Genomic DNA, 15,413 nt, shown 5'->3' with positions numbered 1-15,413 from the left:
CCGCGCATGATGTCCCGCCTGCTGGCTGCCTTGCTGGTGCTTTCCCTGCAGATCCCCGGCGCAAAGGCCGAGGACCGCCAGGCCCGCATCTTCACCAATGAATTCGGCACGACCGAAGTGCCCGTCACCCCGCGCTGCATCGTCTCGCTCCACGATTTCAGTCTGACCGCCCAGCTGCTGGAGTTCGGGGTCACGCCCTGCGGCTCAACCGGGCGCAAAAGGCTTTGGGCCGAAACGCAGTTTCGCGGCAGTTCAGGGCGCTATGACACGGCTGGCATCGCCTATATCGGCACCCATCAGGCCCCTGACCTGGAAACCATCGCCGCGCTGAAGCCCGATCTGATCATTGGCCTCTCCTATCACGCGGCGCTGCGCGACAGGCTTTCGGCAATCGCACCCGTTGTGCTGCTGCCGCTGCGAGAAAAGGGGATCGGGGCCAGCGCGGCCGAGCTGGCCGATCTGGTCGGGCGGCAGGACCGATACCAGGAACTGGCGGGCGAATATCAGACCATCGTCGCCGCCTTTCGCCGCCGGGTGCCCGATGCGGACAGGATCACCGTCACCCCGTTAGAGATCTACCGTGACGGCTTTCGCCTGATCGGGCGCGGCGGCATCGAGCAGGTGATCGCCGATTTCGACCTTGGCCATGTGCCCGCCTATGACAGCCACGCCGCCGACATCCCCTACAGCCTTGAGCGGCTGGCGGATTTCGACAGCGATTTCCTCATCGACACCTATGAAGAGGCCCTGGACGAAGAGGCAGAGACCCGCGCCTTTCGCCAGACCGCGCAATGGAAAGCCCTGTTCGCGGTGCGCAACAGCCAGTTCCTTTACCTGAACCGCAGCCGCTATGGCGAGACGATGGGCGGGCTGATCGGCTCCGCCACGCTGCTGTTCTCGCATATCGCCGAGCGCGAGGCGCTGCGTCAGCTACCCTGATCCGCCTACCCCCCCCAGCGGCACAAGCGAGCTGAGCAGCCAGTGCCGCGCGGTTTCCGGCGGGGCATCCCCGGTCATGGTCCGGCACCTGGTATTGACCGCGAAATCCGCCTCATGCAGCCGGATCTCAACCCTGCCAGAGGGCAAGGCCGCATGAAAGACCGCCCCGGCATCATCGGTAAAAACCGCCTCGGGCGGGGTGGCCAGAGTTTCACCACGCGTCGCCGCATAGGCGCGGGCGGCATGATCGGCCACCTGGGCCGCCGGATCTAGCCGCGCATCGCCCCGCCAGGCGGGCAGATAGGGCTGGCCAAGCGCAAGCGCCGCCAGAAAATCCGGCACCTGCGCAGGTTCCAGCCGCCCGTAACGCGCCCTTTCCGGCAGCACCAGCAATGAGGCCGCGAACCTGCAGCCGCCGATATGCGTCGATTGCAGCACCCGGAACCGGGCCGGATCGGCCGCAGCCCGCAGCGCCTTCCAGGTGGCAAAACCATAACGCGCGCAGCAGGGGTCCATCTTGCCATCGGTGCAGCACATGATGGTGATACGGGGGTCATGATGCAGCTGGCCTGCCTCTGCCAGCGCCCCACCCCTTGCCAGCCGCAAAATAGCCGCCGCCGCCTCAGAAGGGCTGGCTGCGGGCAGCACCTCTGCCCCCGAGCTAAGCGCGATCTGATCGCCCTCGACCAGCGCGACATGAAGCCCCGCCTCATGCGCCGCTATGATCGCCGCGCTCAGATCTTCGGGCATGCCGAAAGAGGCAATCCGCGGCACCCGCCAATGGGCGCGGGGCCAATGCAAAAGCACATAGTGGCGGGCAGCAGCCCCTGCGCCAGGCATGGGCTCGGCACGGGACATGCACAGATCCCGGCAGAATTTATGGGAAGGCATAGCGCGTCGCTAAGGTCGCGCTATGGCCGGATCAAGGCGCAGACCGCCCCGCGCAACCCGCATCCGCTCAGACGATGCCGCCACCGCCGCCTGCAACCTTCGGGCGCACCGCCGCGACTGCGGCCCGGTAGCCACTGGCGCGGTAGGTGGCAATCGGGTCAATCGCCGCGCCCTTGCGCTTGCGGGCCATGGCCAGGATGGGCGAGACATCGGTCTGGAACGCGCGGCGCAGCGTCTTTGATGCCATCAGCGCGTCATTTGCGTCCTGATAGCCCGCCAGCGCCTTGCGATCGACAAGGCTTGCCTGCACGAAGGCCCGCTCGATCTCAATGGCAGAGACGATCAGGCTTTCGATCGGATCGGTCACATTATGCGACTGATCGATCATATGCGCCAGGTTCAGGCCGGGCGTATCCTCAAGCTCGACCAGCTCATTCCAGACGAGGAACAGCCGATAGGGCTCGATGGTGCCTGCATCCAGATCATCATCCCCATATTTGGAATCGTTGAAATGGAAGCCGCCCAGCTTGCCCGCCCGGATCAGCCGCGCCACGATCATCTCGATATTGACGTTCGGAGCATGGTGGCCAAGATCGACCAGGCATTGGGCTTTGTCGCCCAGCTCCTGCGCGATCATCAGGCTGGTGCCCCAGTCCTGCACCACCGTCGAATAGAAGGCTGGCTCATAAATTTTATGTTCCGAGAAGATCCGCCAGTCTGCGGGCAGCGCCTTATAGACCTCTTTCATCGAGGCCAGATAACGGTCGAACTGCTTTGAAAGGCTGGTCTGGCCCGGGAAGTTAGAGCCGTCACCGATCCAGACGGTCAGCGCTTTGGACCCCAGTTTCGCACCGATCTCGATGGTTTCGATATTGTGGTCGATGGCCTGCTGGCGGGTGGCGGCCTTATTATGCGACAGCGAGCCGTATTTGAAGCTATGCGCCATATCGGCGTGGTCCTGGAAGGTGTTCGAATTCATCGCATCGAACCCCAGGCCCCATTCTGCGGCTTTCGCCAGCAGATCGGCAGGCGCGGCCTTGTCCCAGGGGATATGCAGGGACACTTTCGGGGTCGCGCCCGTCAGCTGATGGATGACGCCGCAGTCATCCAGCTTGTCAAAGATATTGCGCGGCTCGCCCTCGCCCGGAAAGCGGGCGAAACGGGTGCCGCCGGTGCCGGTGCCCCAGCTGGGCACCGCCACGCCAAAGGCGGCGGCGCGGGTGGTCAGCGCCTCGATATCCATGCCCTGACGCGCCAGCTGCGTGCCAAGCATATCGTAATCGGCCTGCAGATCGGCATCTGCCCGCGCGTTTTCAGCCTCGATGATGGTCTTGTCAAACATGGCGGATTACCTTGTGAAGGCCTGCACATTGCCGGCATCGACATTGAGAATGTTCCCGGTCGATTTCGCCGACAGGTCAGAAACGAAGAACCAGATCCCCTCGGCGATATCCTCGGGCAGGACCGAGCGCTTCAGCATCGAGCGGCTGCGATACATCTCTTCCAGCCCCTCTTTGTCGGTCTGATAGGTGCTGGCGCGCTGATCCAGCCACTCGCCCGACCAGATTTTTGATCCACGCAGCACCGCATCGGGGTTGACCACATTGACGCGGATCCCGGCCTCTGCCCCTTCCAGCGCAAGGCAGCGCGCCAGATGGATCTCTGCAGCCTTCGCGGTGCAATAGGCCGCCGCATTGGGCGAGGCCGCCAACCCGTTCTTAGAGGCCACAAACACCACCGAGCCGCCAATCCCCTGCTGGCGCAGCAGTTTGAATGCCTCACGCGAGACCAGGAAATACCCCGTCGAAAGGATATCCATGTTCTTGTTCCAAAGCGCGAGCGAGGTCTCTTCAATCGGCGCCGAGGACGCGATCCCGGCGTTCGAGACCAGAATATCAACGCCGCCAAATTCCAGCGCGGCAAAGGCGAAGGCCTCAGCCACATCTGATTCGACGGTGACATTCATCGCAACCGAACGCACCGCATCCTGGCCAAAGACCTTTGCCATGCCCGCCGCCACATCGGCCGCAGCCGCAGCGTCAATATCGGCCAGGACCACGCAGGCGCCGTCACGCAAAAGCCGCTCGGCCGTGGCGGATCCGATGCCACCTGCACCCCCCGTCACCAGCGCGACACGCCCTGCCAGCGCCTTCGGCTTTGGCATACGGGCCAGTTTCGCCTCTTCCAGAAGCCAGTATTCAATATCAAAGGCCTCCTGTTCCGGCAGGCCCTGATAGGTCGAGACGGCCGAGGATCCGCGCATCACATTGATCGCGTTGACATAGAACTCGCCCGAGATCCGGGCGGTGGCCCTGTCCAGCGCGAAGGTGATCATGCCGACACCCGGCACCAGCCAGACCACCGCATTCGGATCGCGCAAAGCGGGACTGTCGGGCTTTTTGCAGCGCTCATAATAGGCGGTGTAATCGGCGCGATAGGCCTCGGCGGCGGCGGGAAGGCTGGCGATTGTCTTGTCCAGATCGGGGTTGGCCGGATCGAAATCGACCACCTGCGGGCGGATCTTGGTGCGCAGGAAATGATCCGGGCAAGAGGTGCCAAGCGGCGCCAGCCGGGCAAAATCCTGCGAGGCGACAAATTCCAGCACCGCATCCTGATCGTCGAAATGGCCGATCTTGTGACGCTCTTTCGAGATCAGGCCACGGATCACCGGCATCAGCCTGGCCGCAATCGCGCGGCGCTCATCTGCGGGCAGCGTCGGCACTTTCGCGCCGCCGAAAGCGGGCTTGCCCGCCGATTTCACCTCAAGCCAGGTGGCGGCTTTGTTGATGATCTCAAGCGTGGTCAGATAGCAGTCTTTCGCATCATCCGCCCAGGTGAAAAGCCCGTGGCTTTCCAGCACCGCCCCGCGCATGCCGGGGTTTTCGGTGGCCAGTTTCTCAAGCCAGAGGCCCAGCTCATAGCCCGGCTTTTTCCAGGGCAGCCAGCCGATCTCATCGCCGAAGATCTCAGCCGTCAGCTCTTTCGAATTGACCGAGGCCGCGATGGCGATGATCGCATCGGAATGCACATGATCGACGTGTTTCTTCGGCACATAGGCATGCAGCGGCGTGTCGATCGAGGCGGCGCGCGGGTTCAGATTGAAGGTGCAATGCGGCAGATAGCCGACCATCTCATCCTCAAAGGCCACACCGCGATAAAGCCCCTTCAGCGCCCGCAGCTTGTCCATGTAAAGCGTGGAAAAGCCGTCCATTTTCATAGAGCCGATATCGCCGCCAGAGCCTTTGACCCAAAGCACCTCGGCCTGGCCACCGCCCAGCGGATCGGTTTCCATCACCTTGGCCGAGGTATTGCCGCCGCCATAATTGGTGACCCGCTTGTCCGATCCAAGCAGGTTCGAGCGGTAAAGCAGCTTTTCCGATTCGCTCATCGACGCGGCTTTTGCGTCATCCCAAAGGTTCTCAAGCCGATTTCCGGCGGGGGTTGCGACCATGATGTCCTCCCAATACGCAAGCGAAGCGCTGCGCCTCCTTGCGGCGAAAACTGACGCAGGGCGGGGCGCATTGTCAATCATTTTCGATCATGTTCAATCATTGTGCAGCTGCAGAATGCGTTTCTGCGATTGAAAATGATTGACAATGAGTGTTTTGCGTTGAAACTTACGGATCGAGAGGGAGGACAATATGCACGAAACGGAACGCCACCGCGTCATTCTGTCTGCTGTGCAAGAGCGGCCGGTCGTGACCGTGCCGGATCTCTGCGCGATGACGGATGCCTCTGAGGCGACGATCCGGCGTGACATTGCCACCCTGCATGTTCAGAAAAAGCTGCGCCGGGTGCGGGGCGGTGCCGAGGCGATCTCTCCGCCCGATTTCGTGGGCATCAATGCCCGCCCCTTCGCGCTGCAGGAAACCATCCATGCGGCGCAAAAACGCGCCATTGCCCGTGCGGCCGTCGAGCTGTGCAAGGATGGTGACGCGATCATCATCAATGGCGGCACGACGACCTTCCAGATGGTGCATCCGCTGACGACAAAGCGCTGCCAGGTTTTTACCAACAGCTTTCCCATCGCGGAACATCTGCTGAAACATTCGAAAAACACCGTGATGCTGCCCGCAGGCGCGATCTACCGCGAACAAAGCATCATCCTTTCGCCCTTCGACGAGGATGGCAGCCGCCATTTCTATGCGCGGCGCATGTTCATGGGCTGCCGGGGCCTTGGCCCGCTGGGCCTGATGGAGGGTGATCCGCTGCTGGTTCAGGCCGAGCAAAAGCTGATCGGTCAGGCCGATGAGCTGGTCGTCCTGGCCGACAGCTCGAAGTTCGCCAGCCGCTCCAGCCTGCTGCTTTGCCCGCTGTCGCGGATCGACACCGTGATCACCGATGACGGGATAGACGACCGCGCGGCAAAGATGCTTGAGGCGGCCGAGGTGAAACTGATCGTGGCCGAGCTGGCCGCAGCTGAAAGCAAAATACGCGCCGAAGAGGAGACGCGCGCATAACCGCTCTGGGGAGGAGAACCAAATGAGCATTCTGAAAAAGGCACTGACGACCACCGCCACCGCAGCCGCGCTGGCAACCGCGCTGCTGGCCAGCGCCGCACAGGCGGAAACCAGGCGCATCGCGCTGGTGGTGAAATCGCTGGGCAACGGCTTTTTCGAGGCCGCAGCCCGTGGCGCCGAAGAGGCCGCCAAAGAGCTGGGCGATGTCGAGATCATCTACACCGGCCCGACCACCACCACCGCAGCTGGCCAGATCGAGGTGATCAACGCCCTGATCGCGCAGCGCGTCGATGCGATTGCGATCTCGGCCAATGACACCGATGCGCTGGTTCCGGCGCTGAAGCGCGCCATGGATCGCGGCATCACGGTGATCAGCTGGGATTCGGGCGTCGCCGCCGAGGGCCGCCAGATGCACCTGAACCCCTCGTCGAACCCGCTGATCGGCAATACCATCGTCAAATTGGCCGCGGATCAGCTGCCTGAGGGCGGCGATGTGGCCTTCCTGTCGGCCACCACCACCTCTACCAACCAGAATATCTGGATCGAAGAGGCGACGAAGGTGCTGCCGAATTACGCCGGCATCAATGTTGTGGTCACCGTTTACGGTGACGACCTGGCGGATAAATCCTACCGCGAGACCCAGGGCCTGTTGCAGACCTATCCGAACCTGAAAGCGATCATCGCGCCGACCAGCGTGGGGATCGTGGCCGCAGCCCAGGCGGTGACCGATGCCGGCAAAATCGGCGAGGTCAATGTCACGGGCCTTGGCCTGCCCTCGGAAATGGCGGGTCACGTGAAATCGGGCGCGTCGAAATCCTTTGCGATCTGGAATCCGGTCGATCTGGGCTATGCGGCGACTTATATCGCCTATGAGCTGACCACGGGCAAAGCCAAGGCAGAGCCGGGCGCCTCAATCCCGATGGGCCGCATCGGCACTGTGACGCTTGATGAGAATGGCGAAGGCGCGATGTCGGACCCCTTCACCTATGACGCCTCGAATATCGACGAGTTCTCGTCGGTCTTCTGATCGCGCAAACCCGGGGCCCCGGGCGGCGGCAGTGCCGCATGTCCGGGGCCCCACCGCCACACAGCCCAAAAAAAGCCCCTTGATCCAGGACGCGAATTCCATGCAGGCCGATACCTCGGCTGCGGGCGGCACGCCTGTGCTTCGCCTCAGCGGCATTACCAAAAGTTTCCCCGGTGTGCGGGCGCTGAACGGCGTCGGGCTGGAGCTGTTCCCGGGCCAGGTCACCGCGCTGATCGGCGAGAATGGCGCGGGGAAATCCACCATCGTCAAGATCCTGACCGGGATCTACCAGCCCGATGAGGGCGTGATCCAGGTCAATGGCCGCGAAACCCGCTTCCCCACCGCCCAGGCTGCGGGTGAGGCAGGCGTCACCGCCATCCACCAGGAAACCGTGCTCTTTGACGAGCTGACGGTGGCCGAAAACATCTTCATCGGCCATGCGCCGCGCGGCCGTTTCGGGCTGATCGACACCCGCCGGATGGAGAATGAGGCGCGCCGCCTGCTGGCCTCGATCGGGGCCGATCTGGATCCGCGTCAACGCCTGCGAGAGCTGGGCATCGCCTCAAAACACCTGGTTGCCATTGCCCGCGCCCTGTCGATTGACGCGCAGGTGGTGATCATGGACGAGCCGACCGCCGCGCTGTCGCACAAAGAAATCCACGAGCTTTATGAGCTGGTCGAAAAGCTGAAGGCCCAGGGCAAAGCGATCCTCTTCATCAGCCATAAATTCGATGAGATCTTCCGCATCGCAGACCGCTGGACGGTGTTCCGCGATGGCCAATATGTCGGCGCGGGCCTGATGTCAGAGGTCGACGAGGCGCGGCTGGTGCAGCTGATGGTCGGGCGCGAGGTGGATCAGATCTACCCCAAACGCCACGCCGAGATCGGCGCCCCCGTGCTGACGGTTGCGGGCTATTCGCATCCGACCGAATTCGACGACATCGGCTTTACGCTGCACAGGGGCGAGATCCTTGGCTTTTACGGTCTGGTCGGCGCGGGCCGGTCAGAGGTGATGCAGGCGCTGTTCGGGATCACCCGCCCCTCAAAGGGGGCCTGCCGGGTCGACGGCCAGGTGATGGTGCTGCGCTCGACCGCTGAGGCGGTGAATGCCGGCATCGTCTATGTGCCCGAGGATCGCGGCCGCCAGGGCGCGGTGAAAGGGCTGCCGATTTTCCAGAACGTCACCCTGCCCTCATTGAACCGCACCAGTCGCTCGGGCTTTTTGCGGCTGGCCGAGGAATTTGCGATGGCCCGCGATTACACGCAGCGCCTTGATCTGCGGGCGGCCAGCCTTGACCAGGACATCGGCCTTCTGTCGGGCGGCAATCAGCAAAAGGTAGTGATTGCGAAATGGCTGGCGACAAAGCCCCGGATCATCATCCTTGATGAGCCAACCAAGGGCATCGACATCGGATCCAAGGCAGCGGTGCATGACTTCATGTCGGAACTGGCAGCCGAGGGGCTGGCGGTGATCATGGTCAGCTCGGAAATCCCCGAGGTTCTGGGCATGTCAGACCGGGTGATCGTCATGCGCGAGGGCCGTATCGCCGCCGAATTCACCGGCGATCAGATGACGCCTGAAAACCTGGTGCGCGCCGCCGCCGGTATCGAAGGAGCAGCGGCATGAGTGCCTTTCTGAAATCGCGTGAGGCCATTCTTGCCCTGGCCATCCTGGTTTTGCTGGCGGTGGTCGCCAGCCGCTTCCCCGGCTTTGTCCGCCCCGGCAGCCTTGCGAATGTGCTGACCGATACCTCGCCGCTGATCATTCTGGCGCTTGGCCAGATGGTGGTGATCCTGACGAAATGCATTGATCTGTCGATGGCCGCGACGCTGGCGCTTTGCGGGATGGTGGCGGGGCTTTTGAACATGGCCGGGCTGCCGCTGCCGCTGATCTTGCTGGCGGTGGTGGTGCTGGGGGCGGTGCTGGGCGCGATCAACGGGCTGTTGGTCTGGAAGCTGGGCATCCCCTCAATCGTGGTGACCCTGGGCACCATGACCATCTATCGCGGCACGATCTTTCTGCTGACCAAAGGGCAATGGATCAATGCCCATCAGATGAGCGACGGGTTCAAGGCCTTCCCCCGGGCGGTGTTTCTGGGGCTGCCGGTCATGGCCTGGATCATGATTGCCATCGTGATCGCCGCCTGGGTGCTGGTGAACCGCACCCCGCTGGGGCGGGCCTTTTACGCGGTGGGCGGCAACCCGCATGCGGCCGTCTATACCGGGATCTCGGTTGGCAAAACGCAGTTCTGGGCCTTTACCCTTTCGGGCGCATTGGCGGGGCTGGTCGGCTATCTTTGGGTGGCGCGCTATGCGGTGGCCTATGTCGATATCGCCAGCGGGTTTGAGCTGGATATCGTCGCGGCCTGCGTGATTGGCGGCATCGCCATCGCAGGCGGCGCAGGATCAGTCGCAGGCGCGGTGATGGGCGCGATCTTCCTTGGCATCGTGAAAAACGCGCTGCCTGTCGCGGGGATATCGCCTTTTGCACAAATGGCCATCTCGGGCACCGCCATTCTGATCGCCATCGCCTTCAACGCACGCGGCCAGGGCCCCAAAGGCCGCATCATCCTGAAACAGGCCGAACACAAATCGCCGGAGGCCCGCGCATGACCGATATCAGCATGAACAAAAGCGCCCCGGTGGCAAAGGGCCGCCAGATCCCCGACCGCCTGACCTCTGGCTGGAAGCGCGGGCTGAAAAGCTGGGAGGCGCTTTTGCTGGTGGTCGCCGTGGCGATCTTCATCTTCAACTCTTTCGCCTCGCCCTATTTCCTGGATCCCTGGAGCCTCTCGGACGCCAGTTTCAACTTTACCGAAAAGGCGATGATCGCCTTTGCCATGGCGCTGCTGATCATTGCGGGCGATATTGATCTGTCGGTGGCCTCGATCATGGCGCTGGTCTCAACGGTGATGGGGGTTGCGATGGGGCTGGGGGCCTCTACCCCGGTGCTGGTGTTTCTGGGGCTGGGCACCGGGCTTTTGTGCGGGGCCTTCAACGGGGTGCTGGTTGCCGGGATGGGCCTGCCGTCCATCGTCGTCACCATCGGCACCATGAGCCTTTTCCGCGGCATCTCTTATATCGTGCTGGGGGATGGGGCCTTCACCGGCTATCCGGCGGATTTCGCCTTCTTCGGCCAGGGCTATGTCTGGTGGGTGATCACATTCGAGCTGGTGCTCTTTGCCCTTTTCGCCGTTCTCTTCGGGCTTTTGCTGCATGGAACCTCATTCGGGCGCATGGTCTATGCCATCGGCAACAATGCCACCGCCGCGCGGTTTTCCGGGATCCGCGTCAACCGTGTCCGCTTTATCCTTTTCCTGCTGACCGGCGTGATGAGCGCAATCGCCGCGATCTGCCTGACCTCGCGCCTTGGCTCGACCCGCCCCTCGATCGCCCAGGGGTTCGAGCTTGAGGTGGTCACGATGGTGGTGCTTGGCGGCGTGTCGATCCTTGGCGGATCAGGCTCGATCCCGGGGGTGGTGCTGGCGGCGCTGATCATGGGGCTTTTGACCTTCGGCCTTGGGCTTCTGAACGTGCCGGGCATCGTGATGTCGATCATCATCGGGGCGCTTTTGATCGGGGTGATCGCCCTGCCCCGGCTTTGGAAAATGGTGAGGCGCTGATGGAACGCTATGCTTTTCGCATGCAACTGCATCCCGGGATGGAGGCCGAATACCGCGCCCGCCATGATGCGATCTGGCCAGAGCTGTCGCAGCTGCTGAAAGAGGCGGGCGTCTCGGATTACAGCATCTTCCTTGATCCCGAAACCCAGGCGCTGTTCGGCATTCTGACCCGCCGCGCCGATCATCAGATGGCCGCCCTGCCCGATCATCCGGTGATGCAGCGCTGGTGGGCCTATATGGCCGATCTGATGCAGACCCACCCCGGAAATGAGCCGGTCTCGGTGCCGCTGACACAGGTCTTTCACCTGCCATGACAGCCCCTGCCATTGCCCCGGCTGCCACGGCCCTGCGCCATATCGCCGTGATCGACATCGGCAAGACCAATGCCAAGCTGGCCCTGGTCGAGGCGGAAACGCTGCAAGAGCTGGCCGTCGTCACCCGGCCAAACAGGGTGCTGCAAGGCCCCCCCTATCCCCATTTCGACCTTGCCGCGCATTGGGATTTCTTTCTCACTCATCTGGCCGCCTTTCATGCGCAGCACGGGGTTGATGCGATTTCGGTCACCACCCATGCGGCCTCGGCGGTGCTGCTGGATGCGGCCGGGCAGCTGGCCACGCCGATGCTGGATTATGAGCATGATGGCCCGGATAGGCTGGCCGCCGATTACGACCGGATCCGCCCCGATTTTGCGGAAACCGGCTCGCCCCGCCTGCCGATGGGGCTGAACCTCGGGGCGCAGCTTTACTGGCTGTTCCAGACCCGGCCCCGGCTTTTGGAGCAAACGGCCCATGTGCTGACCTATCCGCAATACTGGGGCTGGCGCCTGACCGGCGAGCTGGCAAGCGATGTCACCTCTCTGGGCTGCCATACCGATCTGTGGAACCCCTGGACGGGGGCGTTTTCCTCGCTGGCCGCGCGGCTGGGCATTACCGATCGCCTGGCCCCCGCCCGCCAGCCCGGCGAGGTTCTGGGCCGTCTTTTGCCGCAGATCGCCGCGCAGACCGGGCTTTCGCCGCAGACCCCGGTGTCGGTCGGCATCCATGACAGCAATGCCTCGCTTTACCCGCATATCCAGGCGCGTCAGGGTATTCAGGGCGGGGCGGGTGCCTTTTCAGTGGTCTCAACCGGAACCTGGGTGATTTCGATGGCGGTCGGCGCGCCGCGCCGTGATCTGGATCCGGGCCGCGATCTTCTGGTCAATGTGAACGCGCTTGGCCAGCCGGTGCCCTCGGCCCGGTTCATGGGCGGGCGCGAGTATGAGATCATCCGCGCGGGCAGCGGCCTGCAGCCCACGCCTGAGGACCGGGCGAATGTCCTGACCCAGGGCGTGATGATCCTGCCTGCTGCAGAGCCGGGATCGGGCCCCTTCCAGGGGCGGCAGATGCAATGGACATCCCCCCCCGCCACCGAGGGTCAGAAGCTGGCCGCGCTGTCTTTCTACCTGGCGCTGATGACCGAGACCGGGCTGGGGCTGATCGGTGCAACCGGGCCGACCCTGGTCGAGGGGCCATTTTCCCGCAACCCCGATTACCTTGACATGCTGGCGGCGCTGCGCCCGGATGGGGTGGCGGTCTCGGCCTCGGTCACCGGAACCTCGGCCGGGGCGGCGATGCTGGCCTTTCCGGCGCAAGAGGCGGCGGGATCTGTCTCTGACACCGCACAGCCCCGCGCCCTGCCCGCAGATCACCAGGCCCTTCGCGCCTATGCGAAGGCCTGGCGTGAACGCGTCGGGGACTGATCGATTGCCTCCGGCGCCTTAGCCGGGGGCGGCGACACAGGCGGCGGGCAGATCGCCCTGCCAGCGGATATACCAGGGCATCGGCTGGCCCGAAAGCTGCAACCCCTGCGTGGGGGCATCCCCTGCAAAGCTATGCGGCTGGCCATAAAGGTTCGCGGCGCGGACCTCTGTTGCACCCTCTGGCAGATCAGGGCGCAAGCTGCCACTGATCGCCGGGAACAGCCGCCCCGCTTTGCGCCAGACGATCATCAGCACGTCCTGGGGCGCTGATTGTGACCAGGCGTAAAGCGCGGTCAGATCATCGTTTTCCAGCAGGCACTGATGCTCGCGTCCCAGGGTCATGGCGCGAAAAGTCGCCAGCGCGTGATAGGCGGGTTTCGGGCTGCCATCCGGGAAAACCAGCCCGTAATTATGCACATAGACCGTCGGATCCGCCCCCTCATTGCGCCAGGTATACCAAAGCGAGGGGCCCTGCCCGGCCATATGCGCCAGTGCCGCGAAACGGATCAGATAGCTGGCCTGGATCTGGTCATCCATGCCCCGAAATGCCGAGGAGAACCCCCATTCGCTGGCCACAAAGCGCCGCCCCGCCGCGCCGGGCAGCGCCCTGATCTGCGCCCAATAGCCCGCCAGATCCTCAACCTCATGCAAGGAGAGATAGGGATGCAGGCTGATCGCCGACAGGCAATCGGGCAGATCCGAGACCAGAACCGCCGCCAGAAAGGCCGAGGCCCGCCCGTTTTCATTGCCGATCGCGCTGAGCGCTGGTCCCCAGATCTCTGCCTCGGGGGTGGCCCGGCGAATGGCCTGACAGCTGTCCTGGGCCAGCCGGATATAGGCGTCGGCATCGGCCTTTGGCGGCCAGAACACTTCGGAATCGGGCTCGTTCCACAGTTCCAGCACCGGATTATAGCGGTTGTATCGCCGGGCGGCCGCGACGGCCCAGGCCGTATAGGCGGCGCGGGCCTGGGCAGAGGCGGGCGCGTTCCAGGCCGCAGCCTGCTGACGGCTTTGCGAGGGCGGCGCATAAAGCGGGTTGGAATAGGCCAGGATCAGCACCGGGCGCAGCCCCTGGGCCGCCAGATCCGCGATGCGGCGGTCATAGCTTTCCCAGTCGTAAAGGCCCGCGCGGGTTTCAATCCGGGCCCAGGTCAGATCGAGGCGGGCATAGCGAAACCCAAGCGCCCGGATCCGCGCCGGATCGCCCGGTTGCAGCGCATGGGTGCTGATCCCGAACCCGGCCAGCATATCACCCTGCGCCAGCACCACACCTTGCGCCAGCACCTCGCCTTGCGCCAGCACCTCGCCTTGCGAGCCCTGTTCGCGCGGCCAGGCCCAGGCGGTCAGCGCGAAGGCAATCACGATCAGGGCCAGCCAGCCCCCTCTCACACGCCTCGCCCCCGCCCGCAGCTTAGCGCCAGCGCCAGCATCATCAGGGTGAATATCCCCTCGACCGTATTGGCCATTGAGGCCACGCCCAGCATCGAGACGATCAGCGCAAAATCGCGCCGCCCGCTCTCGCGTGCGAAGATCGCCGCCATCGCGCCGCGAAAGATCGCCCAGGCGAAGAAAAGCGACATCAGGCCAAAGCTGACAAACAGATAGACCGCCAGATTGTCGCCGGGGTTGCCGCGCCCCTCAAACATCGTCTGCGCGACGCCGATACCGCCAAAGCCGCGCCCGGTCAGCCAGTGAATCGGATGGCTTTCCAGCTCCATGGCCGAGATCGCCAGCGGCCAGGTATTGACCACCCGGTCGATGAAGGAAGAGCGCACCGTCTCGCCCATGACCACGCCGAAATAGCTGTTGCCAAACAGCACCGACAGCAGCGGCCCGATATAGACCACCCCCATCCAGGCCAGCACCAGCGCCCCCGCAGCCCAGGCCCTGCGCAACCTCTGGCTGTGACGCAGCCGCCCCACCAGCATCAGCGTCGGCGGCAGAAGAACCATCGCCAGCAGCGCCGATTTCGAATTGGTGAACCAGATCATCGCAAGGCCAAAGCCCCACCACAGCGCCCGCCACGAGAATGCGCGCAGGCGGCTTTCCAGCACGCAATAGCCAAACAGGATCTGCGCCGCCGCAATCGGGCTGCCGCGGCTGAACCCCGCCAGGCGGTCCATCCCGCCCGAGCTCCATTTGCGGCTGGCGTCACGTTCAAACTCGCCAATGGTATAGGTGGCGGCGGACCAGGGCATCTCGATGAATATATTCAGGAAAACGCCCAGTGAGGCGATGAGGAAAATGGCGGGAAAACTGCGCAGCAGCCGCTCTTTCAGGCCGATCTCAACCAGGGCCAGAAAGACGAAAGCCGGCAGCCAGATGTAAAGCGCCATCAGGATCTGCGGCAGGCTGCGCCCCAAAAGCGCAGAGATCAGCCCGCCACCCAGCACCACCAGCAGGATCATAAGCAGCGCGATACCGGCCCGCCTGGTCATCGGGCGACCGAATGTCGACAAAAGCCACAGCCCCAGCGAAACCAGCGCCAGGGCCGAGGGCAGATAGATCAGCAGCGTCAGCCCAAACGCGGGCGCGACCAGCCGCAGCACGCCGCCAAACACATCGAACCAAAGATAGCACAGCCCCGAGGCCAATAGCCCGAATGCCGCCAGCTGGCGCAGACCTGACGCGGCGGGGCTTAGCCCTGGTTCTGTGAAGCGGGTCGACACAATGCCTGTCATGGCATTCTGTCTGGCCGCAGAGGGATTGCAATGCAATTTAAAAGCGATCTATCT

Annotated in this window: 13 protein-coding genes; 8 read left to right on the top strand and 5 right to left on the bottom strand. The window is 63.6% G+C overall.

Features of this window, described 5'->3' with window-relative positions:
* Positions 1-6: 6 nt before the first annotated feature.
* A complete protein-coding gene (locus HOY34_RS14110) occupies positions 7-939 on the top strand; it encodes an ABC transporter substrate-binding protein (protein WP_216654756.1) in 933 nt (310 codons plus the stop codon).
* Here the strand turns inward: HOY34_RS14110 and HOY34_RS14105 are convergent.
* The 3 genes from HOY34_RS14105 to HOY34_RS14095 form a co-directional block, all read right to left on the bottom strand.
* Positions 931-1,797 carry a sucrase ferredoxin gene (locus HOY34_RS14105; protein ID WP_216654755.1) on the bottom strand — a complete coding sequence of 289 codons (867 nt, stop codon included), beginning with the start codon at positions 1,795-1,797 and terminating at the stop codon, positions 931-933. The genes HOY34_RS14110 and HOY34_RS14105 overlap by 9 nt on opposite strands.
* 100 nt (positions 1,798-1,897) lie before the next feature.
* Positions 1,898-3,172 carry an L-rhamnose catabolism isomerase gene (gene rhaI / locus HOY34_RS14100; protein WP_172363931.1) on the bottom strand — a complete coding sequence of 425 codons (1,275 nt, stop codon included), beginning with the start codon at positions 3,170-3,172 and terminating at the stop codon, positions 1,898-1,900.
* A 6-nt stretch (positions 3,173-3,178) separates the two neighbouring features.
* A complete protein-coding gene (locus HOY34_RS14095) occupies positions 3,179-5,281 on the bottom strand; it encodes a bifunctional rhamnulose-1-phosphate aldolase/short-chain dehydrogenase (RefSeq protein ID WP_172363929.1) in 2,103 nt (700 codons plus the stop codon).
* Positions 5,282-5,471: 190 nt separating this feature from the next.
* Between HOY34_RS14095 and HOY34_RS14090 the strand changes: the two genes are divergently transcribed.
* The 7 genes from HOY34_RS14090 (at position 5,472) to HOY34_RS14060 (ending at position 12,678) form a co-directional block, all read left to right on the top strand.
* Positions 5,472-6,290 carry a DeoR/GlpR family DNA-binding transcription regulator gene (locus HOY34_RS14090; protein WP_172363927.1) on the top strand — a complete coding sequence of 273 codons (819 nt, stop codon included), beginning with the start codon at positions 5,472-5,474 and terminating at the stop codon, positions 6,288-6,290.
* Between the two features lie 22 nt (positions 6,291-6,312).
* Complete coding sequence (gene rhaS, locus HOY34_RS14085; protein WP_172363925.1) at positions 6,313-7,317, top strand: rhamnose ABC transporter substrate-binding protein; 1,005 nt, start codon at positions 6,313-6,315, stop codon at positions 7,315-7,317.
* Between the two features lie 100 nt (positions 7,318-7,417).
* Complete coding sequence (locus HOY34_RS14080; RefSeq protein WP_216654754.1) at positions 7,418-8,944, top strand: sugar ABC transporter ATP-binding protein; 1,527 nt, start codon at positions 7,418-7,420, stop codon at positions 8,942-8,944.
* Positions 8,941-9,930, top strand: a complete 990-nt coding sequence (locus HOY34_RS14075) for an ABC transporter permease (RefSeq protein WP_172363921.1) — start codon at positions 8,941-8,943, stop codon at positions 9,928-9,930. Before HOY34_RS14080 ends, HOY34_RS14075 begins: the two co-directional genes overlap by 4 nt.
* On the top strand, positions 9,927-10,940 hold the full coding sequence (locus HOY34_RS14070; protein ID WP_253944468.1) for an ABC transporter permease: 1,014 nt from the start codon (positions 9,927-9,929) through the stop codon (positions 10,938-10,940). Before HOY34_RS14075 ends, HOY34_RS14070 begins: the two co-directional genes overlap by 4 nt.
* Complete coding sequence (gene rhaM, locus HOY34_RS14065) at positions 10,940-11,254, top strand: L-rhamnose mutarotase (RefSeq protein ID WP_172363919.1); 315 nt, start codon at positions 10,940-10,942, stop codon at positions 11,252-11,254. Before HOY34_RS14070 ends, rhaM begins: the two co-directional genes overlap by 1 nt.
* Positions 11,251-12,678 carry an FGGY-family carbohydrate kinase gene (locus HOY34_RS14060; RefSeq protein ID WP_172363917.1) on the top strand — a complete coding sequence of 476 codons (1,428 nt, stop codon included), beginning with the start codon at positions 11,251-11,253 and terminating at the stop codon, positions 12,676-12,678. The genes rhaM and HOY34_RS14060 overlap by 4 nt, the downstream gene beginning before the upstream one ends.
* Before the next feature lie 18 nt (positions 12,679-12,696).
* On the opposite strand, the gene HOY34_RS14055 is transcribed toward HOY34_RS14060, so the two are convergent.
* Both HOY34_RS14055 and HOY34_RS14050 read right to left on the bottom strand, forming a co-directional pair.
* Positions 12,697-14,067, bottom strand: a complete 1,371-nt coding sequence (locus HOY34_RS14055) for a cellulase family glycosylhydrolase (RefSeq protein WP_172363915.1) — start codon at positions 14,065-14,067, stop codon at positions 12,697-12,699.
* A complete protein-coding gene (locus HOY34_RS14050) occupies positions 14,064-15,359 on the bottom strand; it encodes a hypothetical protein (RefSeq protein ID WP_172363914.1) in 1,296 nt (431 codons plus the stop codon). Before HOY34_RS14050 ends, HOY34_RS14055 begins: the two co-directional genes overlap by 4 nt.
* Positions 15,360-15,413 lie beyond the last annotated feature (54 nt).

Source organism: Pseudogemmobacter hezensis (assembly GCF_013155295.1).
Taxonomy (GTDB): Bacteria; Pseudomonadota; Alphaproteobacteria; order Rhodobacterales; family Rhodobacteraceae; genus Pseudogemmobacter; species Pseudogemmobacter hezensis.
Note: the sequence above shows the minus strand (reverse complement) of the source record. Positions and strands in the feature narration are given on the sequence as shown.